Source organism: Corynebacterium minutissimum, from assembly GCF_000805675.1.
Lineage (GTDB): Bacteria > Actinomycetota > Actinomycetes > Mycobacteriales > Mycobacteriaceae > Corynebacterium > Corynebacterium minutissimum.
Window position 1 is genome coordinate 102,110 of record NZ_JSEF01000004.1, and the last position, 22,773, is coordinate 124,882.

Consider the following 22,773-nt stretch of genomic DNA (forward strand, 5'->3'; position numbering starts at 1 on the left):
TAAACTCGCAGACACATTAACGGGGGGACAATCACAAACCACCAGCTTCGGCTGGGGACTGTGTTGACCCAATTGTCATTGCTCAAGTTTCCGGGGGGATTCTTCGTGTCAACACAGCCGACCGATCGTGAACTCGTCGACGCCTTCATTGGCGGAGATACCAAGGCCTTTTCGGCAATCGTCGAGAAGCACCGCGCGCGCCTGACCGCCATGGCGCGGCGCTATACCCGCAACGATGATGATGCGCAGGACATCGTGCAGGAGGCGCTGCTCAAGGCCAGCTGCAATATGAAGTCCTACCGGCACGATGCCGCGCTAAGCACGTGGCTGCACCGCCTGGTGATGAACTCCGGCTATGACTTCCTCAACCACCGCTCCAACCGGGAAAATGCCTCGCTAGATGCAGAAATTATTGACGATGACCGCAATTACGCGCTCGCGCACAATCCCAGCGAGCACCTAGCGGAACGCATCACGGTCGCCCAAGCCATGCAGACCTTGCGCGAGGACCAGCGCGAAGCGCTATACCTGACTGATGTCGCCGGCTATCCCATCGATACGGTGGCCAAGGTCCAAGGCGTGGCTCCCGGCACGGTGAAGTCGCGCCGAGCCCGGGCTCGGCAAGTGCTGCGTGCGGCGATAGACTAGGCCCGAGTACAATCTCAGTGTCCTCCGCCCCTTATGCGCGGACATGATCAGATTCTCTACAGGAATTGTCGTCTCAAGGGAGTTTTTAGTGACTATCCACGATGTTGCCATCGTCGGCTCCGGCCCCGCCGGCTACACCGCAGCCCTCTACGCTGCGCGTGCTGAGCTCAACCCCATCGTTTTCGAAGGTTTTGAATACGGCGGCGAGCTCATGAACACCACCGAGGTGGAGAACTATCCGGGCTTCCAGAAGGGCATCATGGGCCCAGAGCTCATGGAGGAAATGCGCGCCCAGGCTATCCGCTTCGGTGCAGACCTGCGCATGGAAGTTGTGGACTCCGTCGAGCTCGAGGGTGGCGTGAAGAAGTTGCACGTCGGCGACGAGGTTTTTGAGGCCCGCTCAGTTATCCTCGCTACCGGTGCCGCTCCGCGCTACCTGGGCATTCCGGGCGAATCCGAGCTGGCTGGCCGCGGCGTATCCGCATGTGCAACTTGCGATGGTTTCTTCTTCAAGGGCCACAACATTGCCGTCGTCGGCGGTGGCGATTCCGCTATGGAGGAGGCCACCTTCCTCACCAAGTTCGCCGAAACCGTCACTATTATTCACCGCTCGGAGAACTTCCGCGCCTCCAAGATCATGCTGGAGCGCGCCAAGGACAACGAGCAGATTAAGTGGCTGACCAACACCACAGTAGAGCGCGTCCTGGAGAAGGACGGCAAGGTCGGTGGCCTTGAGGTTAAGAATGTACTGACTGGTGAGACCAGCGAGCTCGATGTCACCGCCATGTTCGTGGCCATTGGCCACGAGCCGCGCTCGGGCTTCCTGGAAGGCCAGGTAGAGACCAACGAGGCTGGCTACGTTGTGGTGGAGCAGCCTTCCACCAAGACCTCGCTGCCGGGTGTCTTCGCCTGTGGTGACCTCGTGGATGACCACTACCAGCAGGCCATCACCGCCGCGGGCTCCGGCTGCCGCGCGGCCATCGATGCGGAACATTTCCTCGCCGATAACCGTTAGTAATCACATGAGCAACATTAAGAACGTCACTACTGATTCCTTCCGCGCGGACGTCGTGGAGGCAGGCAAACCCGTCGTCGTCGATTTCTGGGCCGAATGGTGTGGGCCGTGCAAGAAGCTGTCCCCAATCCTCGAAGAAGTCGCCGAAGAGTTGAGCGATGACGTCTCCGTGGTCAAGGTCAACGTGGACGAAGAACGCACCCTGGGCGCCATGTTCCAGATCATGTCCATCCCCTCCGTGCTGATCTTCAACAACGGCGAGAAGGTGGATGAGTTCGTTGGCCTGCGTTCCAAGGCTGACATCGTGGCACAAGTGAAGAAACAGCTCTAACTGGTATTCTTTAACTCGTTGACGGCGCACCAAGGTGCGCCCACCGTGATCACGAAAGGGGTAGGTGTGAACCGCGTTCTACGGGTTGGTGACCAGAGTGTTCGGGTCGCCGAAGCACGCGCAACCCTTGCCCGCCTCGGTCTTATGTCGGACTACCAGGGGACGTTGTCTGACTGGAAGAAGCAGAAGTACTCCGAAACCGATAAGCACTTCGACGCAGACCTCTCCCAAGTCCTCAAGGCCTTCCAACAGTCGCGCGGTATTGTGCCCAGCGGTGACATCGATGAGCTGACACTGCGCGAGCTGCGCCAAGCCTCATATTCCTTGGGCGCCCGCGTTCTGGCCTACGAGCCGAGCAACCAGCAGGTGGGCGATGACGTCGCCCAACTTCAAGAACAGCTGCAGGAGCTCGGCTTCTACCAGGAACGCATTGATGGCCATTTTGGGCCGGCTACCTACGCCGCCTTAGCGGAATACCAGCTCAACTGTGGCCTGCGTAATGACGGCATCTGTGGCCCAGCCACCATTAATGCGCTAAGCCTTTTGGGCCGCCGCATCACCGGTGGTTCAGCACACAATATCCAGGAGCGTGAGCGCGTGCGCAACGCCGGCCCGAAACTGGCTGGCAAGCGCGTGGTCATCGACCCGAGCCTCGGCGGCTTCAACACCGGCCGCACGGTCAAAGGCCGTTATGGCGACATCACGGAGGAGGAGATCCTCTGGGATCTCGCTGAGCGCGTCGCCGGCCGCATGATTGCCGCCGGCATGGAGACCATCATTTCCCGCCCGCGTACTGATGATCCCTCCGTACGCGACCGCGCTGGCCTAGCTAACGCCTTCGACGCCGACTTTGTCATTTCCCTCGCGTGCGATGAGTACCCCACGGAGAAAGCCAACGGCGTGGCCACCTTCTACTTCGGCTCGGAGTCTGGCAACTCCTCCCTCATTGGCGAGACGCTCTCCGGTTTCATCCAGCGTGAGATCGTTGCACGCACTGAGTTGGGAAATTGCCGCAACCACGGTCGCACGTGGGCACTGCTGCGCCTGACCCAAATGCCGGTCGTACAGGTGGTGCTGGGATACCTCACCAGCCCCAAGGACGTGGCTATCCTCACCAACCCGGATTGCCGCGATGACATCGCCGAGGCCATCGTCGTTGCCGTCAAGCGCCTGTATCTCCTCGATGACGACACCGCCGTGACCGGCACGTACCGCTTCGACGAACTCCTGCGCGCAGAGCGATCTTCTTGAGAAGTGGGGCAACGGTACGTGGCTCCACAAAAACAAGAATTCCTGCACAATATAGGTCTCTACTGTTCTGGCTCTCCGCCATTCCAAATATCTAACTCGCCCCACTCAGCGGGGAACCCCATATCTTTCTCAGGACTTATGCCTTCGATGGTTGGAAAGTCCGCCATCAGCAGTGTCAACTTGCGGCGCCAGCTTTCTCCATCTCCGATGGACAACAAAACATATGCGATCAGAGCAAGTGTGGGATAGATTTTATTGAAATTTGCGCTGGATTCACTGGCACGGTCTTTGGCACCTTCTTCTCCTTATACACAGACAACGGCTGTCTAGTTCCCTGGTGGCTGTTTTCTGACCACAGCGATCGTGGCTTGCATCCCGCCATATGGAAGTTGTCTTTGAAGGCTAGGCTACAATTTCAGGGTGGAATCACAGCTAGTCGCCTACATCGATGAGTCCTCCGCCCTTAGACCCCCAGACCGGCAGGAGTACATGGTGTGTGCAGCCATCATCGACACTCAAGACTTGGAAAAATACGCGAGGAGCTGCGTCCACTACGACTTCCTGGCCAGGTCAAACTTCACTGGACCGACGAACGTAATAGCCGACGCCGAAAAATCGTGGACACCCTTTCTGAGATCGACTCCATGCAAGCGATCATCACCCACCGGAGTGAAGTGAGCAAGAAGACGGAGAGGCACCGCAGGAAATGCTTGGAGCAGATGTACTTCGAGCTCTCCGAGATGCACGTCCACAACGTCACTTTGGAAAGCCGGCAAGAAGCACAAAACAGGCGAGACATCGCCCATATAGTTGCCCTGCAGGGCCAGGGACAAAGTGCTGGCATCCGACTGCGACACGTACGCGGTGGCGATGATCCCCTGCTCTGGATTCCAGATGCCGTTCTGGGAGCACTGAACTCCGTCCATCTAGGGGAAGAGCAGTACTGGGAGAAGCTGCACGAGAAAGTGGTCCTCAAACGTCCCAACCCGGATTCCCTCTAGAGGCAGGCGAAGACCCTGGGTCCAGTCGTCCGGCTGGGGTCCCAGGGTCTTCTTCCGATCCTGTCGTAACAGGTGGCAATAACACTAGGGTAGCACCATTTGGCACCATTTGGCACCGATAGGCCCCTTCCGTTTCCTTAGCTGGATCGGCGGCCTCATCCTGGTTTCCTGACCAAATACACATCGACCAAGCCGAACGCAGCGGGCTAAATATCACTCTGCTCAATACCCCTAGACGTTGACACCGACATGCCCCGCCGAGATACAGCAGTGAAGTGCCCCGAGTTTCGTTCCTAGGCATCATAATCCCCCAAATACAACCCCGAAAGAAAACCACACCATCACGGTTAAATCCGAGAGCGGGTGTGGTGTGCGTAGTTATAACCATAAGGGGTTTAATAACATCGTGCAACAGTGAGAATGAACTTCCGGGCCTGTTCATTGAATAGGTTTTTGAAGCCTAGGCCCTACGCCAGGGCGCGGGCGAGGAGGTCCTCCACCGCGGCGGCAGTGAGCAGGTCGAAGGCAGGGGGAAGTTCCAGGCGCAGGCGAGGCGTGATGGGGTGATCACGCACCACCATGAATCCAGCTGACTCCAGGGTTTCCACTGGAAGCAGGCCAATGCGACCGGGTTTGTCGCGCAACAAGTCCTCGGCTTGGCGAGCATCGCGGTAGCCGAATGCTTCTAGCGCGGAGGCATCGCGGGAGGTGAGGTGCATTATTGTGGCGTCGAGAAGCACGGCTTCCAAGCCCTTCGCCGCGCGCTCCGATTTCACAAACAAAGAAGACACCAACACGGCGTCCTCAGAAACCGGGGAGGTGGGCAGCTTAGCCGCACCGGGGGCAAGCTCCGGTGGGCAAAAGAAGACGGTAGCCTCATCGCCCACGGTAAAACCGCACTCACCGTAGCTCAGCAAGGTAGCGCTCAGCCACGCTTCCTTCTCAAAGGCGGGATCAGCGACCGTGGTCTTCATTTCCCAGAAAATGGATCGGGCCGCCAAGGGGTTGATGGCAACACCTTCCTTGACGGCCTCAATAAGCATGATTGGGAGCTAGCTGCTTTCGTTTCCCTCAATGAGAGCCAAGATACGCTCAAAGTCTTCTTGGTCACCAAATTCGACGACCATCTTGCCCTTGCGCTTACCCATGGTGACGGTGACCTTGGTGTCGAAGCGATCGGCAAGGCGCTCGGCGGAGTCAGTGAAGAACTGCGGCTGCGGGGCGGCCTGCTTCTTCGTAGGCTCGGCCGGTTTCCCTTCACGTTTGTACAGGGTGACGGCTTCCTCTGTGGCGCGCACTGACAGGCCTTCGGCCACGATGCGGTTCGCAATGAGCTCCATGGCTTCTGCATCCGGCAGGCCCAGCAGCGCGCGGGCATGACCACCGGACAGGGTTCCAGCAGCGACGCGTTTTTGTACGTTGACCGGAAGCTTGAGCAGGCGGATCATGTTGGTGACCTGGGGGCGGGAGCGGCCGATGCGATCAGCAAGCTCGTTCTGGGTCACGTCGAATTCTTCCAACAGCTGCTGGTAGGCGTGGGCCTCTTCCAGCGGGTTGAGCTGCACACGGTGGATGTTCTCCAGCAGGGCGTCACGCAGGAGGTCATCGTCCTTGGTGTCGCGGACGATAGCCGGGATGGTGGCCAGACCTGCCTTGGAGGAAGCGCGCCAGCGGCGCTCACCCATGATGAGCTCGAAGCCGCCTTCCTCGGAGGGGCGGACTACGACTGGCTGCAGGAGGCCGAATTCCTTGATGGAGTGCACCAGTTCTGCCAGTTCGTCCTCGTCGAAGACGGTACGCGGCTGCTTCGGGTTGGGGAGGATATCACCGATGGAAATCTCGCGGTAAGTCGCACCAATGACAGAAGGCTTAGCCTGGCGCTTCTTTGAGCCGGAAGACTGCTGGATGGTCGGAGCGCCCTGCACCTTCTTCGTGCCGGCGTCCTTTGGTGTGCCGGCGGAGGCACCAAGAATGATGTCCGCGGCGGAATCACCCAAGTGTGGTTTGCGGGATGGAGTACCCGGGCCGGACGGAATAAGCGCAGCCAAGCCCTTACCCAGACCACCCTGACGCTGTTCCGGCTTCTGCTCTGCCTTCTTGTTTGCCATCCGTTGCTCCTATCCTTCCAGTTCCGCGAAAATCTCCGGGCTCACGCCAATAGCACCTGTGGTGGGGTGCGGCGTGTAATCACCGCGCTTGTCCAGCTCGCGTGCAGCGGCGGCATACGCGCGGGCGCCTGTCGACGACGGGTCATAAGCGATAACTGTCTTACCATAGCCCGGCGCCTCTGAAACGCGCACGGAACGGGGGATAACGTTGCCCAGAACCACGGCACCGAACTGTTCGCGGACCTCATCCGCCACCTGCTGGGCCAACTTAGTGCGGGCATCAAACATGGTGAGCAGGACGCCAGAAATGTGGAGATCCTCGTTGAGATGCTCCCGAATCATGGAGATATTGCCCAATAGCTGGCCCACGCCCTCTAGGGCGTAGTACTCGCACTGGATGGGGATAATGACCTCTTCAGCACACGACATCGCGTTAATGGTGAGCAGGCCCAAAGAAGGCGGGCAGTCAATGAAGACGTACTCGAAGCCATGCTCCTCCAGGAAGCCGTTGTGGAGGGCATCGTAGAGGCGGAATTCGCGGCGCACGAGGGACACCATTTCGATCTCCGCGCCAGCCAGATCAATGGTGGCAGGGATGCAGTACAGATTCTCATTGTCGGGGGAGTGCTGCATGGCGTCATCCGCCGTGCAGTCTCCCAAGAGGACCTCGTAGCTGGACTCGGTACCGGAGGTGTGTTCTGCACCCACGGCGGTAGAGGCGTTGCCCTGCGGGTCCAGGTCAATCACCAGGACCTTCTTGCCGGCCTCAGCGAGCGCGGCGGCAAGGTTCACGGCGGAGGTGGTTTTACCCACGCCACCTTTCTGGTTCGCAATGGTGATAAGACGAGGATGAGTCATGCCGTCTACTTTAGTTCACGCGAGGGACACGGATAATCGTGGTGCCGTGAATGGTCATGACCTCGGCTTTTCCGCCACCGGCACGCTTAATATCCGCGGCGTCACGCTCCAGTTCCTCGTGCACCGAGGAGCCCTTGAGAGCAATCATTTCGCCGCCCTTGCGCACCAGCGGCAGGGACCACTTGGCCAGCTTGCCCAATGGAGCTACGGCCCGGGAGGTCACGATGTCGGCACCCTTGACGGCCTTCTTTACAGGGCCTTCTTCAGCACGGCCTCGGATGACGGTGACGTTGTCGAGGCCCAGAAGGTCGACGACCTCGTTGAGGTAGGTCGAGCGCTTCAACAGCGGTTCGATGAGGGTGATGGTCAGATCCGGACGCGCGATAGCGAGGGGGATGCCGGGCAGGCCGGCGCCACTGCCGACGTCGATAAGCGTGGCGCCTTGCGGCATGACTTCGGCGACCACAGCACAGTTGATGAGATGGCGCTCCCACAAGCGCGGGACCTCACGGGGGCCAATAAAACCACGAGTGGACCCGTCCGTGGCCAGCGAATCGTGGTACTTCTGCGCGAGCGGCAGACGCGATCCGAAGACCTCCGACGGGTCCAGTGGCACAGTTGCAGGCTGATGTTCAGGCACTGTGATAACTCCTGGGTCGTGTTTGAGTTGTTTAGTTGTTGTTGCGGCGTTGCTTCTTGGAGCGGTTATCCTTCTTGCGCGCGCCCGGCTTCGGGGCGGAGGTGCGCTTGAGCTCGGCCTTGGCGGCCGCCTCCTCTTCCTCCTCGCGGTCCATCTTGGCGTAGACGATGCGCGTCTGGAAGAAGGTCCACACGGTGTTGGCCAACATGTAGAACAGCAGGCCGATGGGCCAGATGAAGCCGGAGAAGACCAGCATGGCCGGCATGAACCACAGCATCATCTTGTTCATAACGGCCATCTGCTGCTGCATCATTTCCGCGTTCTGACCCTGCGGTGCCGAGGTCTTGCCGGCGGCGCGGCGGGCCTCCTGGCGGTTCAGCGACATGCGGGCGTTGAAGTGCGTCAGCACGGCAATGATGGCGATGAGCGGCACGATAATCATCGCGGCCTGCTGCACCGTGGTTTGCTTGACAATCTCCAGGCCGGAGTTGAGGCGCAGGTTAGCCACGAGCGGCACGCCGAAGATCTTGGCGTCCACGAACTGCTGGACCAGCTCCGGCTTGAAGATGTAGTTGGCGATGGAGCCGTTCATCTCCTCCGACATCGCCTCACCTGCCGGGTGGCCAAAGCCGCCCGCGACAGCCACGGTGCGGTCGAAGGAGCGCAGCACGTGGAACAGGCCGATGAACATCGGAATCTGGGCGAACATAGGCAGGCAGCCCGCCACCGGACGCACGCCAGACTCCTTGTAGATCCGCTGCATTTCCTGCGCGGCCTTGGTCTGGTCATTGGCGTACTTGGCGCGGATCTCCTGCACCTGCGGCTGGATCTCTTGCATCTTGCGGGAGGAGCGAAGCTGGGTGATGGTCGGCTTGACCATGAGCGCTTTCAGCGTCCACGTCAGGAGGACGATGGCGATGATCCACGTTCCGCCCCAACCGGAGTCGAGGACGAAGCTCAGAAGCCAATGCCAGAACCACAGAACGGCTGAGATTGGCCAATAGATGAAATTAAGCACGAGTGTTGTTTACCTTCGCTGTTGTTTGGTCGGTACCGGATCAAACCCGCCCGGATGCCAGGGCCCACACTTGCAGAGCCTGGCGACGGCCATGCCTACTCCCTTGAGCGCTCCGTGCACGGAGATGGCTTCAAGGGCATAGGCACTGCATGTCGGTTCAAAACGACAGGTCGAAACCATCTTAAGGGGTGAGACATGCTTTTGGTAGAAGCGCACCCCGTGAACTAGGACTCGCCCGAAACCGCGGGCTGGGGGAATCTCTTCTCCCTGGGAGTTCAGATATCCCATTTTGCTAGGGCTTTGCGGATATCGCGGGCGAGGCGCTCACTGGTTGCCTCGGCGCTGGCGGGCAGGGCTCGAATGACAATGTCAACATTCGGCGGAAGAGGAGTGCCATGCGCACCGTCCTTCATCACCGCCATGCACACATGGCGAAGCCGCCGGGAGGTGCGGTGGCGAACCACGGCATTCCCGACGGCCTTCGATACGATGAGGCCAAATCGCGGGCCAGTAGCCGCGATGGCGTCCTCACCGGTGTTGATGTGCATATGCACGACAACGGTGCGCGTGCCCGCCCGGCGTCCGCCCTTCATGGTCCGCCGAAATTGTCTCGGGGACGTGAGCTTGTGCTGGGCTGGAAGCATGAATTAAGCGGTGAGCTTAGCGCGACCCTTCTTGCGACGAGCTGCGACGATGGCGCGGCCAGCGCGGGTGCTCATGCGGGTGCGGAAGCCGTGCTTACGGGCACGACGACGGTTGTTCGGCTGGAAGGTACGCTTACCCTTTGCCACGATTAACTCCTTGAAGTTGTACGCAGATAGCTCAAACTCGCCGCACGGCGCGGCTGGGCCTGAGCATCCACTGATGAATGGTGTTCGCGGGGATGAGGCTTCGCCCGGATAGCGCCATGCGGCGGGGCGAGGCAGTCCCACATGCAACATGTGCGTTATGCACTGCTGCGATAGACCATCACAGGTTACGTGACAGATGGGGCGTAGAACAAATCGACACACTGGGTGTACCCGAAATGACATCGATGTTTTTATGCCCAGCTAGAGCCCCACTTTTGGCCCTCATGCTGCGGGTCAACCCCCGACACATGGCACCCTCACAGGGTTCGAATCAACCAGACCTACTGCATGCATAAAAAGTGCGTTAGACAGCTTTGAAACAACGCGGTAGAACTAAGGAATCAAATTCCACAGCTACCCACAAGGTGTGGATAACTCTCAACTGAACCTTGAGACTTTTGCCGTATATGCAGGTCAAAGCCATTAAGGTACCGATGGGAAGTTATCCACAGCCATGCGCTAGGCTGTGGATAAACCACCAATTCACACCTGTGGATAACTTTGTGGAAACCGAGGTGACGCACTAAAACATCGTGTGGAATCTTCGGTGGAAACCCGTGGAATTTCTTTTACTCTCTCAACAGTCCATCCGTCCGTCCCCCGATAATTACAAGAATCACTGCGCTACCCGCACAGTGATCAAGTACGTGGGTCGAGTACCTGCACCGTGGCCTCTCACCACTGGCAGTGTGAACTCGAACTACATAGAAGGTAGGCGTCTTGTCTGATCCGCAAGCGGCCCTCAGGGCCAGCTGGAAAGCAGTGGTCACTGATCTGCTAGCACAGTCTGAGCAACCGAATTCAAGCGTGCCGAACTTTACCCACAGCCAGCGGCTCAACTTGCAGCTCGTCGAACCCATCATGATCGGCGACGGATACGCCCTCATCGCCGCCCCACACGAAAACGCCAAGAATGTCATTGAGGCCGAGCTAGGGGAGCACATCTCACGTACCTTGTCCCAGCACATGGGCCGCCCGTGTTCTCTGGCCGTGACAATTACCGCTCAGCAGGCAGCGCCCGAGCAACCAGCAGCGTCTGCCCCTGCTGAAGTTGAACCAGACCCCACGCCCCAGCGCCCCATCCAAACTGAGGCACCCCAGTACGGCATGGACCACCAGTCTCAGCCGGTCCAGCCGCAACAGCAGGCCACGAGGTGGGATTCCACCTACTCACCGGCCAGCCTGGACGAGCTAGCTCAGCACTACAGCGAACAGCAGACCACTGCACCAACCAGCTACCCAGAGGCAGCCGGCGCGCGAATCCCCCGTGAGGAACCCGCGCACAATCCGAATCACGAGAAGTCCCTCAACCCGAAGCACACGTTTGAAAACTTCGTCATCGGTTCCTCCAACCGTTTTGCCAACGGCGCGGCCGTAGCCGTAGCGGAGAACCCCGCCCGCGCATATAACCCACTATTTATTTGGGGCGGTTCCGGTCTGGGTAAGACACACCTGCTCCACGCCGCCGGCAACTATGCCCAGGTACTGCACCCAGGGTTGCGCGTGAAGTATGTGTCCTCGGAAGAGTTCACCAATGACTACATCAATTCGCTGCGTGATGACCGCCAAGAATCCTTCAAGCGCCGCTACCGCAACTTGGACATCCTCATGGTGGATGACATTCAGTTCCTTGAGGGCAAGGAATCCACGCAGGAGGAGTTCTTCCACACCTTTAACGCGCTTCACCAGGCGAACAAGCAGATCATTTTGTCCTCTGACCGTCCGCCGAAACAGCTGACGACCCTGGAAGACCGCCTACGTACCCGCTTTGAAGGCGGTCTCATCACGGATATCCAGCCGCCAGACTTGGAAACGCGCATTGCCATTCTCATGAAGAAGGCCGCTGCGGACGGCACCGACGTCGACCGCTCAGTCCTGGAGCTCATTGCCTCGCGTTTTGAATCTTCTATCCGTGAGTTGGAAGGCGCACTTATCCGCGTGTCTGCCTACTCCTCCCTGGTCAACGAACCGATCAGCATGGAAATGGCGGAGATTGCACTGCACGATCTGGCACCGGACTCGGCCGACCGCCAAATTACCGCGGCCGCCATCATGGAGGTCACCGCGGAGTACTTCAACATTGACGTTGAGACCCTGCGCGGTTCTGGCAAGAAGCGCGCTGTGGCCCACGCCCGTCAGCTGGCAATGTATCTGTGCCGCGAGCTCACAGAGCTTTCCTTGCCCAAGATTGGTGATCAATTCGGCGGCAAGGACCACACCACCGTCATCTATGCGGACCGGAAGATCCGCAAAGAGATGACGGAGAACAGAAACACGTACGACGAAATCCAGGCGCTAACCCAACGCGTGAAGAATCACCGCTAACGACGCGCGCTTTCCGACGCCCCTCCCACCTCACCACTCCAGGGTGACGGCCTTGGGAGGGGCAATTTTCGTTATCCACAGCGTTATCCACACCTGTGTAATTTCACTGTTGTAATTTGTAGATCCTCGTCACATCTTCGGATTCCACAGCAGATCAGAACCAGTTTCTCTCTTGTGAGCAACCCTGTGATCAGCAGCGATAGATCTGGGGATGGATTGTGGATAACTCTGACCCCGACGGAGTTACTCACATTTTGTGTCATTTGATCACAGGGATCCCACATCCTGGCCCACAGATCGATTCGCCGGAGCAAGCTTGGCTTTTGTAGGGTTCTCCACAGATCCCACAACGCTTATTACTACTCCTATTTTGTTTTCTCCCTAACTAAGAAGAAAAAGGATGTGTGTGATTCGTCGATGCCCGCCTGGCCACCGGTCTCCAACGAGGAGCAGAGATGGTGAATGACAAAACTCCTGTGGTGTCTCGCTGATCCTGTAAGTTGGAGTGAGCTTCCAAGAATTTGTCCATCAGGAATTTATCCATCCGCAACTAGAGGAGCGTCTCACCACCATGGACCAGTCCGTGTCATTTCGCGTTGCCAAAGATGACCTCGCCAACGCCGTCGCATGGGTCGCGCGCAGTCTGCCGTCAAAGGTCACGCAGCCGGTACTGCGCGCCATGCTGATCACCGCGGATGACAATGGTTTGGAATTCACCGGCTTTGACTACGAGGTCTCCACGCGCGTGCGCATTGCCGGCATGGTGGATGAGCCGGGCCGCATCGCTGTAGCCGGCAAGCTGCTTTCTGACATCGTTGCGTCCTTGCCCAACAAGGAAGTGGAGATGACGCAGGAAGATTCCAAGGTTTTGCTCACCTGTGGTTCCTCGCGCTTCGAGCTGCCGCTCATCCCCCTTGATGATTACCCGCAGCTGCCGGTCCTCCCGGAGGTCACCGGCACCATTAACCCGCAGCTTTTCGTTGAAGCCATCAGCCAGGTCGTGGCCGCGGCGGGTAAGGATGACACGCTTCCCATGCTCACCGGCGTGCATATTGCGATTAATGGCTCCCACGTAGAGATGACCGCTACCGACCGATTCCGCCTAGCCATGCGCACCTTCGAGTGGGAGCCGGTCGCAGACAATGTTGAGGCCAAGCTCCTCGTTCCAGCCAAGACTCTCCAGGACACCGGCCGTTCCTTGGATACTCACCTCAACATCCCGGTGGAGATCGCTGTGGGTACCGGTGAGAACATTGCAGCTGAGGGCCTATTTGGTTTGCATGCAGATAACCGTGAGACCACCACCCGCATGCTGGATGCAGACTTCCCCAACGTGGCACCGCTGCTGCCGAAGAGTCACACGGCTATGGCCAGCATCGAGGTAGCTCCGCTGCAGGAAGCAATTCGCCGTGTCTCCCTACTGACGGACCGCAATGCCCAAATCCGCATGGAATTCAGCGAAGGCGAGGTCACCCTTGCCGCCGGTGCTGATTCTGGCCGCGCGACGGAGACACTTCCCTGTGCTTTCAACGGCCGCGATAGCTTCGTAATCGCCTTCAACCCGTCCTACCTCAAGGACGGCCTAGGCGTCGTCCACACGGATCGCGTTGTCTTCGGCTTTACCGAACCTTCCCGCCCAGCCATCATGATTCCGGAGCCAGAGGAGCTGCCGGAGGCCAATGAAGACGGCACGTTCCCTACCCCGGAGACGGACTTCACCTACCTGCTGATGCCGGTACGCCTGCCAGGCTAGGCCGTATGTACATCCGCGATCTCGATGTCAGGGACTTCCGCTCCTGGCCCGAGCTCACCCTCGGGCTAAAACCGGGGATTACCCTTTTCGTTGGCCGCAATGGCTTCGGCAAAACCAATATCGTCGAGGCCATCGGCTATACCGCGCACTTGTCCTCGCACCGCGTATCCCACGATGCCCCGCTCGTGCGCCAAGGCGCGAACAACGCCCGCATCTCCGCCACCGCTGTTAACCAGGGCCGCGAGCTCACCGCGCACCTGCTCATCAAACCGCATGCGGCGAACCAGGCGCAGATTAACCGCACACGTCTAAAATCCCCACGCGAATTGCTCGGCGTGGTGAAAACCGTCTTGTTCTCCCCGGAGGATCTCTCGCTTGTACGTGGCGAACCTGCAGCACGCCGCCAGTACCTCGATGACATCATTGCCTCGCGCACCCCACGCTTGGCCGGGGTCAAGGCAGATTATGACAAGGTTTTAAAGCAACGCAATGCGTTGCTGAAGTCGGCATCAGCGAGCCTGCGCCGCGGCTACAACGACAGCGACGGCGCCTCGGCGCTGGCCACCCTCGACGTGTGGGATACACAGTTAGCCTCGCTCGGCGCGCAGGTGATTCAGGCACGCTTGGCGCTTGTCGACGATCTCCAGGACCTCATCCCTGCCGCCTACTCTGGTCTGGCCCCGGAATCGCGCCCCGCCAGCATCGAGTACAAGTCCACGGTGGATATCTCCGACCGTGAGGTTATTGAGGCCATGATACTCACTGAGCTAGCAACTAAGCGCCAGCGCGAAATCGAGCGCGGCATTTCGCTCGTGGGCCCTCATCGCGATGACCTCGTTCTGAACTTGGGCAGCAGCCCCGCGAAAGGTTTCGCCAGCCATGGTGAAACCTGGTCTTATGCCATTTCCCTGCGACTCGCAGAATTCAATCTGCTGCGACAAGACGGCACCGATCCGATCCTCATCCTCGATGATGTCTTTGCAGAGCTTGATGCCAAGCGTCGTGAGAAGCTCGTGCATCTTGCTGCCGAAGCCGAACAGGTACTCATCACCGCCGCTGTAGACGAGGATTTGCCTGGCAACTTGCAGCCCATCGAGAGATTCACCGTCACCGTGCGTGACACGGACGAGGGCAGGATTTCTGAAATTGCACCTTATGCCGCTGCTGCTGACGTCGATGGTGAGGATGGTGATCAGCATGACTGAGCAGGACTGTGATCCAGTTGATCCAGTAAAGGCCCTGTTTGAACGCACTCGAAGTAATTCCAAGAATGCACCGAAGCTGAATAAACCCGCGCCCAAGATGAATCTGGCCTCCACACCTGCAGAGCACCAGCCCAAGCCATATCGTCGCGGACGTCCCAGTGGGCCTGATGGCCGTCGCCGGCGACGCAGCCTGGAGATTCCGAGCCTGGGCGCACAAATCCAGCGTGAAATTGGCAAACGCGGCTGGGAACATGAACTGGCCCACGGCTGGGTCATGGGTAATTGGGAAAACCTTGTGGGCGAGCGCATTGCTGCCCACACACAACCGCTTACCATCAAAGAACAAGTCGTCTACGTAGCCTGTGATTCTTCGAGTTGGGCCACGGAGCTGCGCTACCTCCAGCGGCCCATCTTGCAGAAGATTGCCGATCGCCTCGGTCCTGATGTTGTGGTGAAGCTGCACATCCAAGGCCCCAAGCAACATCGCAACTATGAGGGGCGCCAATGGGTCAAGCCGCAAGGCTCACAAGACACATACGGCTGATCCGGCTATCTGGAACGATCGCGAAATTCACGCAAATTTGGGCTTCTCACTGGCGTGCAGTGTCCCTGCGTGGGGGGGACACAGTGTAGAATGGCTAAAGTCTTAGATTTAGCTCTAGCCAAAAGGAGAACACGAATCCGTGGCTGAACAACACGCATATGATGCGGGGTCAATTACGATTCTGGAAGGCCTCGAGGCCGTCCGCAAGCGCCCCGGCATGTACATCGGTTCCACCGGTGCCCGTGGTCTGCACCACCTGATCTGGGAGATTGTTGACAACTCTGTCGATGAGGCCATGGCGGGCTACGCCGACAAGGTTACCGTCACTCTCCTCGAGGACGGTGGCGTTGAAGTTATCGATAACGGCCGTGGTATCCCAGTAGAAATGCACGCCTCTGGCGTTCCTACCGTTCAGGTCGTCATGACCCAGCTGCATGCGGGCGGTAAGTTTGACTCTGAGTCGTACGCTGTCTCCGGTGGTCTCCACGGTGTGGGTATTTCCGTGGTGAACGCGTTGTCTACCCGCGTCGAAGCGGACATCAAGCGTGATGGCAAGCACTGGTACCAGAATTTCACCAACGCCATCCCGGATGAGCTCGTTGAGGGTGAGAACGCCCGTGGTACCGGTACCACAGTCCGCTTCTGGCCGGACCCAGAGATTTTTGAAACTGTCGAATTTAACTACGACACCATTGCACGCCGCCTGCAGGAAATGGCCTTCCTCAACAAGGGCCTGACCATTGTTCTCCGTGATGAACGTGCAATCTCGAAGGAACAAGCAGAGCTTGAAGAAATCGCCGAAGCTGGTGACGCAGCGGTCAGCCTGAGCTCCCTCGATGAGAAGGACGCTACTGGGGAAGATGACGAGGAGAAGACTTCCAAGAAAAAGAAGGAAGTCATCTACCACTACCCGAACGGCCTGCAGGACTACGTTGAGTTCCTCAACCGCAACAAGTCTGCCATTCACCCCACCATCGTTGGTTTCGACGTCAAGGGCGAGGACCACGAGGTTGAAATCGCACTGCAGTGGAACCAGGGCTACAAGGAGTCCGTCCACACCTTCGCCAACACCATCAATACCCACGAAGGTGGTACGCACGAGGAAGGTTTCCGCGCGGCGCTGACCTCCCTGATGAACCGCTACGCCAAGGAGCACAAGCTCCTCAAGGAAAAGGATGGCAACCTTTCCGGTGATGACTGCCGTGAAGGTCTTGCTGCCGTTATTTCCGTCAAGGTGGGCGATCCCCAGTTCGAGGGTCAGACCAAGACCAAGCTCGGCAACTCTGAAATTAAGGGCTTTGTCCAGCGCGCAGTCAACGAGTACCTCAATGACTGGTTCGATGCTAACCCGGCTGAGGCCAAGGTCATCATCAACAAGGCTGTTTCCTCCGCACATGCTCGTGTGGCGGCCCGTAAGGCCCGTGAGCTCGTTCGCCGCAAGTCTGCCGGTGATCTTGGTGGCCTTCCGGGCAAGCTGGCGGACTGCCGCTCCAAGGATTCCAAGCTCTCCGAGCTGTACATCGTGGAGGGTGACTCCGCAGGCGGTTCTGCTAAAGGCGGCCGTGACTCGATGTTCCAGGCCATCCTTCCGTTGCGAGGCAAGATTCTTAACGTAGAGAAGGCCCGCATGGATAAGGTGCTCAAGAACGCCGAAGTCCAGGCCATCATCACCGCTTTGGGTACTGGTATCCACGAAGAGTTCGATATCTCCAAGCTGCGTTATGACAAGATTGTGCTTATGGCCGATGCCGACGTGGACGGCCAGCACATCGCCACGCTCCTGTTGACCCTGCTCTTCCGCTTCATGCCGCAGCTGGTGGAGGATGGCCACGTCTACTTGGCTAACCCGCCGTTGTATAAGTTGAAGTGGGCTAAGGGCCAGCCGGGATACGCGTTCTCCGATGCTGAGCGCGACAAGCTGCTAGCTGAGGGCCTGGCTGAGAACCGCAAGATCAACAAGGATGACGGTATCCAGCGCTACAAGGGTCTCGGTGAGATGAATGCCTCCGAGCTGTGGGAGACCACCTTGGATCCGAACACCCGCATTCTGCGCCGTGTGGACCTTGAGGATGCCCAGCGTGCTGATGAACTCTTCTCCATCCTTATGGGTGATGACGTTGCGGCCCGCCGTTCCTTCATCACCCGCCGCGCGAAGGACGTGCGCTTCCTCGACGTTTAAACGGTATTACACATCTAAGACCGTTTAAACGTGCAGGAAAGAGCTGCACCTACCTTCCGGCAGTATAGGAAAAGACCAGCCTTCACAACGAGGAGCTGGTCTTTTTGTGTGTCTATGAATCCGAGGTGACGCTTCTTAAACGGTACCCATGTGGCGTTGCAGCACACGGCCGATGGTTGGAACGTTCGGCTCCAAAATGGAAGAAGCCTTACCGCGTAGTGACTTGTAGGTACGAGCAATACCTGGTGCTTTGATGTCCTCAGCGGACTTATCTGCAGTAGCCATAATGGCATCAGTAATTTCAGCACTGCGTCCGTCAAGGTACGTGCCGAAGTCTGTTTGCTCAGAACCTTCGAATTCCTTCCAGTAGGAATCGAGGCTGTTCAAAAGTTCTGGGAGCATCTGATTGACTCCCTTGGATACAACTTTGGAATCTGCCTTCTTGGCGGCTGCTAATGCACCTTTGAAGGCCATTCCAGAAATTCCGGACAGAGAAGAAACGGCTTCATCGGCGGCCGTGGACAAGTCCGCCACCACGGCATTGCGGGTAGGGGACTGAAGAAGCTGGGTGAGGTTTGCCATATAGGTGAGCTTACTGTGCTGGGACGCTAGAGCCTGCCTTGAGCGCGGCGAGCTGGTCAGCAATCTCCGGGAAACCATTAGTGCGGGCAAGACGCTCGAGGTCAAAGTCGAGGCCACCCTGGTTCAGACGGCTGTCCTCAGAAGAACCGGAAGAGCCAGCAAGACCGACCTGTGCGGCAAACTCATCAACCTGAGCGCGCAGGGCTGGGACGTTGTCGACGACTAGCTTGAGCAGGGCCAAAGCACCGGCAATGGAGCCGCCGATGATAAAAGTCATGTCCAGGGGAGTGGAGCCCGTGAGTGAGGAGCCAGCCTCGCCCTGCTGGAAGTCAGGATTGACTTTGTTCTTCCAGTCGTCATTAGTGGTCTCAGCGCTCGCTGTTGGGGCAACAGCAGTAGCAAGGGTAGTGGCCACGACTCCGGCAGCGAGAAGCTTCTTCATGGACATAGGGAATTCCTTTCTAGAGGGAGAGCGGGACGGTTTCGAACGTCCCACTACTTAAACGCGCGATGGTTTAAGCATCTTTATCATGTTTAACTTACATAACTTCTGTCACAGAAAGATAGACCTGCGCGCAAAAGTGCGCGAATTCTTCATTCTTTGCGTTCAGTGCTGGGACCGCGCGCAACACGTTTTCGAGGGCGGCTGCAGATTCCTGACGTGTTCCGTGGACGGGAATGCCCTCTACTGACGCAGTACTTGCACCTGCCGCAGCGGCTAGTGCCGCAAAGGACACAATTCGTACGCGATATATGCGGCAGAACTCGCGAGCTATGAGAACCAAATGCTCAACACTCATGAAAGACCACGAGTCCGGCGAATCTCTGCTTCAAGCTCAGAACGCCCAGGCAAAAGCCGACGGGCGGTGTCTTGGACGGCAGCATCAGAAAGCGTTCGGGAAGCCGCGGCCACAACAGCGCGGACCACAGCCTCGTGTTTCGATGTTCCCTGCGCTGAGGCCAACAGTGTAAGCGCGTGATCCTGCTCTGGGGTGAGCCTGAGTGTCATTGCCATGTCCCACATCCTAGCAGTGTGATACCACAGTGATACCACTCTCGTGGCAGAAAGGACTTCACAGCGCCTCAGACGGTACGATAAGGCGTTATGAGTGATAACAACGGCGATCTTTTTGATCGTATTCATCCAATTGACATCAATGAGGAGATGGAGTCGAGCTACATCGACTACGCCATGTCCGTCATTGTCGGCCGTGCTCTCCCTGAGGTCCGCGATGGCCTGAAGCCAGTGCACCGCCGCATTCTGTACGCGATGTTTGATTCCGGCTACCGCCCGGATCGCGGTTATGTGAAGTCTGCTCGTCCAGTCTCGGACACGATGGGTCAGTTCCACCCCCACGGTGACTCCGCCATTTACGACACCCTCGTGCGCTTGGCTCAGCCGTGGAACATGCGCTACCCGCTGGTAGACGGCCAAGGTAACTTCGGCTCCCGCGGTAATGACGGCCCAGCAGCTATGCGTTACACCGAGTGCCGCATGACTCCGCTGGCTATGGAGATGGTTCGTGATATCCGCGAGAACACCGTGGACTTCGCTCCCAACTACGATGGCAAGACCGAAGAGCCGGTCATTTTGCCGTCCCGCGTTCCGAACCTTTTGATGAATGGTTCCGGCGGTATTGCCGTTGGTATGGCCACCAATATCCCGCCCCACAACCTAAACGAACTGGCGGATGCCATCTTTTGGCTACTGGATAATCCGAATGCCAGTGATGAAGAGGCTCTTGAGGCGTGCATGAAGTATGTCAAGGGCCCGGATTTCCCCACCGCTGGTCTAATTGTTGGTGACCAAGGAATCAAGGACGCCTACACCACCGGCCGCGGCTCCATCCGCATGCGCGGTGTGACCTCCATTGAGGAGGTGGGCAACCGTCAGACCATCGTTATCACCGAGCTGCCCTACCAGGTCAACCCGGATAACATGATCTCCAACATTGCGGAGTCCGTGGTCAACGGCAAGATTGCGGGCATTGCCAAGATTGAGGATGAATCCTCTGACCGTGTTGGTATGCGCATTGTGGTCACGCTCAAGCGAGACGCTGTCGCCCGCGTGGTGCTCAATAACCTGTATAAGCACTCCCAGCTGCAGACCTCCTTTGGCGCGAACATGCTCTCCATCGTCGATGGCGTGCCGCGCACGCTGCGTCTGGACCAGATGCTGAGCTACTACGTGGCTCACCAGATTGAGGTCATCGTTCGCCGTACTCAGTACCGCCTCGATGAGGCCGAAAAGCGCGCCCACATCCTGCGCGGTCTCGTCAAGGCACTCGACATGCTCGATGAGGTCATCGCGCTCATTCGCCGTTCCCCCACGGTGGAGGAGGCACGCGAGGGCTTGATGCAGCTTCTCGACGTCGACGAGATCCAAGCCGATGCTATCCTGGCCATGCGTCTGCGCCGCCTGGCTGCCTTGGAGCGCCAGAAGATTGTTGATGAGTTGGCGGAGATCGAGGAGATCATCGCAGACCTCAAGGACATCCTCGCCCGTGAGGAGCGCCAGCGTCAGATTGTCCACGATGAGCTTGAAGAAATCGTGGAGAAGTATGGCGATGAGCGCCGCACCGAGATCGTCGCCGCTTCTGGTGACGTTACTGATGAGGACCTCATCGCGCGTGAAAACGTTGTCGTGACGATTACCGCCACCGGCTACGCCAAGCGCACCAAGGTAGATGCCTACAAGGCACAGAAGCGCGGTGGTAAGGGCGTTCGTGGAGCAGAGCTCAAGCAGGATGACATTGTCAAGAACTTCTTCGTCTGCTCCACGCACGACTGGATCCTGTTCTTCACCAACTTTGGCCGTGTCTACCGCCTCAAGGCCTACGAACTCCCGGAGGCAGGCCGTACCGCCCGCGGCCAGCACGTGGCCAACTTGCTGGAGTTCCAGCCTGAGGAGAAGATCGCCCAGGTCATCCAGATTCAGTCCTACGAGGATGCTCCTTACTTGGTCCTAGCCACCGAGCAGGGCCGCGTGAAGAAGTCTCGCCTTACCGATTATGAGTCCGCACGTTCCGCTGGACTTATCGCCATCAACCTTAACGAGGGTGACGCGCTGATCGGCGCACAGCTGGTTAATGAAGGCGACGATATCCTGCTCACCTCTGAGCAAGGCCAGGCAATCCGCTTCACCGCGGATGATGACCAGCTGCGTCCGATGGGTCGCGCTACCGCCGGTGTGAAGGGCATGCGATTCCGCGGCGATGATCAGCTGCTGTCTATGTCCGTGGTCAATGACGGCCAGTTCTTGCTCGTGGCAACCTCTGGTGGCTACGGAAAGCGCACGGCGATTGAGGAATACACGCCGCAGGGTCGTGGCGGCCTGGGTGTCATGACCTTCAAGTACACCCCGAAGCGTGGCAAGCTCATTTCTGCCATTGCTGTGGACGAGGATGACGAAATCTTCGCCATCACCTCTGCTGGCGGTGTAGTCCGCACCGAGGTCAACCAAATCCGCCCAAGTTCCCGTGCCACGATGGGTGTTCGTCTGGTTAACCTGGCTGACGATGTTGAACTGCTTGCCATCGACCGCAACGTTGAGGATGACGGCGAGGAAGATGCCCAGGCAGTAGCCAAGGGTGAGAAGTCTGTCGAAGACGTCAAGCCCGAGCACCTCAAGTTGGGCGAAGACTCCAAGGAAAACAAGGACAAGGCCGCTGACGATAAGACTGATGAGGAGTAAGTCATGATCGGACGAGAGCTGCACCTAGCGCGGATTTCACCGATGTCGGCTTTCCGCGTGGGGCTCGCCATGTCCCTCGTTGGCTTGGTCGCCTGGATTATCGCAGTGTGTCTGCTGTACCTCGGCCTCGACCAAGCAGGAATCTGGGATTCTCTCAACAGCCTTGTGGGCGGTGTTGGTGGAGGCTTTGAAGTCAGCTTCGGCCTTGTAGTCTCTGCGGCTGCTCTTTTCGGTGCCATTATTGCTGTACTCATGACGCTGCTGGCGCCGATCATGGCTGTTATATATAACGCCATTGTTGACGTCTTTGGCGGCTTCAAGGTGCGACTACAAGACGAGCCGCACCGTTAGCCAAAAGAATGGCGGTAATAGTGCTCTAAGACTACCTAGGAAATGTCGATTGACCTGGCGATTTGTAATAGATCGCCAGTCCTATGTAGAGTTACTACTCGTTCCGGTAAGGGCCTATAGCTCAGTCGGTTAGAGCGCATCGCTGATAACGATGAGGTCGCTGGTTCGATTCCAGCTAGGCCCACCACGGAACAATGGGGCATTAGCTCAATTGGTAGAGCATCTGCTTTGCAAGCAGAAGGTCAGGAGTTCGATTCTCCTATGCTCCACAGCATAAAAGTAAAGACGCCCAGCGATGGACGCTGGGCGTCTTTACTTTTTCAACTCCAGGGCTGGACCCTGAATGTGGACCCGAGAGTTAACCGACGTGCCCGGTTGATCCGGCGCCGAGTGGAATCGATTTAGGTTGCCAGACTTGG

23 protein-coding genes and 2 tRNA genes are annotated in these 22,773 nt (G+C 58.1%); 14 read left to right on the forward strand and 11 right to left on the reverse strand.

The window, feature by feature from the left end; genetic code table 11:
• Positions 1–105 precede the first annotated feature (105 nt).
• The 5 genes from NX84_RS01200 (at position 106) to NX84_RS13095 (ending at position 4,246) form a co-directional block, all read left to right on the forward strand.
• A complete protein-coding gene (locus tag NX84_RS01200; protein WP_039672919.1) occupies positions 106–648 on the forward strand; it encodes a sigma-70 family RNA polymerase sigma factor in 543 nt (180 codons plus the stop codon).
• Between the two features lie 88 nt (positions 649–736).
• On the forward strand, positions 737–1,663 hold the full coding sequence (gene trxB, locus NX84_RS01205; RefSeq protein WP_039672921.1) for a thioredoxin-disulfide reductase: 927 nt from the start codon (positions 737–739) through the stop codon (positions 1,661–1,663).
• Between the two features lie 7 nt (positions 1,664–1,670).
• A complete protein-coding gene (gene trxA, locus NX84_RS01210) occupies positions 1,671–1,994 on the forward strand; it encodes a thioredoxin (protein WP_039672923.1) in 324 nt (107 codons plus the stop codon).
• Positions 1,995–2,060: 66 nt separating this feature from the next.
• Positions 2,061–3,245, forward strand: a complete 1,185-nt coding sequence (locus NX84_RS01215; RefSeq protein WP_039673272.1) for an N-acetylmuramoyl-L-alanine amidase — start codon at positions 2,061–2,063, stop codon at positions 3,243–3,245.
• Positions 3,246–3,889: 644 nt separating this feature from the next.
• The gene (locus NX84_RS13095; protein ID WP_231913725.1) at positions 3,890–4,246 is read left to right on the forward strand and encodes a hypothetical protein; all 357 of its coding nucleotides are present in this window, start codon (positions 3,890–3,892) and stop codon (positions 4,244–4,246) included.
• A 467-nt stretch (positions 4,247–4,713) separates the two neighbouring features.
• Here NX84_RS13095 and NX84_RS01225 read toward each other — a convergent pair whose 3' ends face one another.
• The 8 genes from NX84_RS01225 to rpmH are packed head-to-tail and all read right to left on the reverse strand — an operon-like array spanning position 4,714 to position 9,661.
• Positions 4,714–5,289 (reverse strand): hypothetical protein, encoded by a 576-nt coding sequence (locus tag NX84_RS01225; protein WP_039672925.1) that lies wholly within the window; start codon positions 5,287–5,289, stop codon positions 4,714–4,716.
• A 9-nt stretch (positions 5,290–5,298) separates the two neighbouring features.
• The gene (locus NX84_RS01230) at positions 5,299–6,354 is read right to left on the reverse strand and encodes a ParB/RepB/Spo0J family partition protein (RefSeq protein WP_039672927.1); all 1,056 of its coding nucleotides are present in this window, start codon (positions 6,352–6,354) and stop codon (positions 5,299–5,301) included.
• A gap of 9 nt (positions 6,355–6,363) precedes the next feature.
• Positions 6,364–7,212 (reverse strand): ParA family protein, encoded by an 849-nt coding sequence (locus NX84_RS01235; RefSeq protein ID WP_039672929.1) that lies wholly within the window; start codon positions 7,210–7,212, stop codon positions 6,364–6,366.
• Positions 7,213–7,222: 10 nt separating this feature from the next.
• Positions 7,223–7,852, reverse strand: coding sequence for a 16S rRNA (guanine(527)-N(7))-methyltransferase RsmG (gene rsmG, locus NX84_RS01240; RefSeq protein WP_052319605.1), 630 nt, complete (start codon positions 7,850–7,852; stop codon positions 7,223–7,225).
• A gap of 31 nt (positions 7,853–7,883) precedes the next feature.
• Positions 7,884–8,870 (reverse strand): membrane protein insertase YidC, encoded by a 987-nt coding sequence (gene yidC / locus NX84_RS01245; RefSeq protein ID WP_039672934.1) that lies wholly within the window; start codon positions 8,868–8,870, stop codon positions 7,884–7,886.
• Positions 8,871–8,879: 9 nt separating this feature from the next.
• Entirely contained in the window at positions 8,880–9,158 is a 279-nt protein-coding gene (yidD, locus tag NX84_RS12430; protein WP_082013872.1) for a membrane protein insertion efficiency factor YidD, read from the reverse strand.
• Positions 9,146–9,514 (reverse strand): ribonuclease P protein component, encoded by a 369-nt coding sequence (rnpA, locus tag NX84_RS01250; protein ID WP_039672936.1) that lies wholly within the window; start codon positions 9,512–9,514, stop codon positions 9,146–9,148. Before rnpA ends, yidD begins: the two co-directional genes overlap by 13 nt.
• Positions 9,515–9,517: 3 nt before the next feature.
• The gene (rpmH, locus tag NX84_RS01255) at positions 9,518–9,661 is read right to left on the reverse strand and encodes a 50S ribosomal protein L34 (protein WP_003847033.1); all 144 of its coding nucleotides are present in this window, start codon (positions 9,659–9,661) and stop codon (positions 9,518–9,520) included.
• Between the two features lie 780 nt (positions 9,662–10,441).
• Between rpmH and dnaA the strand changes: the two genes are divergently transcribed.
• From dnaA to gyrB, 5 genes are all read left to right on the forward strand, one after another.
• Complete coding sequence (dnaA, locus tag NX84_RS01260; RefSeq protein WP_039672939.1) at positions 10,442–12,046, forward strand: chromosomal replication initiator protein DnaA; 1,605 nt, start codon at positions 10,442–10,444, stop codon at positions 12,044–12,046.
• A gap of 571 nt (positions 12,047–12,617) precedes the next feature.
• Positions 12,618–13,799: a DNA polymerase III subunit beta gene (dnaN, locus tag NX84_RS01265; RefSeq protein WP_039672940.1), complete on the forward strand. Its 1,182-nt coding sequence runs from the start codon at positions 12,618–12,620 to the stop codon at positions 13,797–13,799.
• A gap of 5 nt (positions 13,800–13,804) precedes the next feature.
• A complete protein-coding gene (gene recF / locus NX84_RS01270) occupies positions 13,805–15,004 on the forward strand; it encodes a DNA replication/repair protein RecF (protein WP_039672943.1) in 1,200 nt (399 codons plus the stop codon).
• Entirely contained in the window at positions 14,997–15,548 is a 552-nt protein-coding gene (locus NX84_RS01275; RefSeq protein ID WP_039672946.1) for a DciA family protein, read from the forward strand. Before recF ends, NX84_RS01275 begins: the two co-directional genes overlap by 8 nt.
• Positions 15,549–15,687: 139 nt before the next feature.
• Positions 15,688–17,727, forward strand: a complete 2,040-nt coding sequence (gyrB, locus tag NX84_RS01280) for a DNA topoisomerase (ATP-hydrolyzing) subunit B (protein WP_039672948.1) — start codon at positions 15,688–15,690, stop codon at positions 17,725–17,727.
• A gap of 135 nt (positions 17,728–17,862) precedes the next feature.
• On the opposite strand, the gene NX84_RS01285 is transcribed toward gyrB, so the two are convergent.
• From NX84_RS01285 to NX84_RS12440, 3 genes are all read right to left on the reverse strand, one after another.
• Complete coding sequence (locus NX84_RS01285) at positions 17,863–18,309, reverse strand: DUF6918 family protein (protein WP_039672951.1); 447 nt, start codon at positions 18,307–18,309, stop codon at positions 17,863–17,865.
• A 10-nt stretch (positions 18,310–18,319) separates the two neighbouring features.
• Positions 18,320–18,757, reverse strand: coding sequence for a hypothetical protein (locus NX84_RS01290; protein ID WP_039672952.1), 438 nt, complete (start codon positions 18,755–18,757; stop codon positions 18,320–18,322).
• Between the two features lie 348 nt (positions 18,758–19,105).
• A complete protein-coding gene (locus tag NX84_RS12440; protein ID WP_082013874.1) occupies positions 19,106–19,324 on the reverse strand; it encodes a CopG family transcriptional regulator in 219 nt (72 codons plus the stop codon).
• Between the two features lie 90 nt (positions 19,325–19,414).
• Here NX84_RS12440 and gyrA point away from each other — a divergent pair, with 90 nt between their 5' ends.
• The 4 genes from gyrA to NX84_RS01310 all read left to right on the forward strand — a co-directional run bounded on the left by gyrA (position 19,415) and on the right by NX84_RS01310 (position 22,623).
• Positions 19,415–22,003: a DNA gyrase subunit A gene (gene gyrA, locus NX84_RS01295; RefSeq protein WP_039672954.1), complete on the forward strand. Its 2,589-nt coding sequence runs from the start codon at positions 19,415–19,417 to the stop codon at positions 22,001–22,003.
• Positions 22,004–22,006: 3 nt separating this feature from the next.
• On the forward strand, positions 22,007–22,354 hold the full coding sequence (locus NX84_RS01300) for a DUF3566 domain-containing protein (RefSeq protein ID WP_039672956.1): 348 nt from the start codon (positions 22,007–22,009) through the stop codon (positions 22,352–22,354).
• 110 nt (positions 22,355–22,464) lie between these two features.
• Positions 22,465–22,541 (forward strand) — tRNA-Ile (locus tag NX84_RS01305).
• 9 nt (positions 22,542–22,550) lie between these two features.
• Positions 22,551–22,623: transfer RNA gene (locus tag NX84_RS01310), tRNA-Ala, on the forward strand.
• The last annotated feature ends 150 nt before the right edge of the window (positions 22,624–22,773 follow it).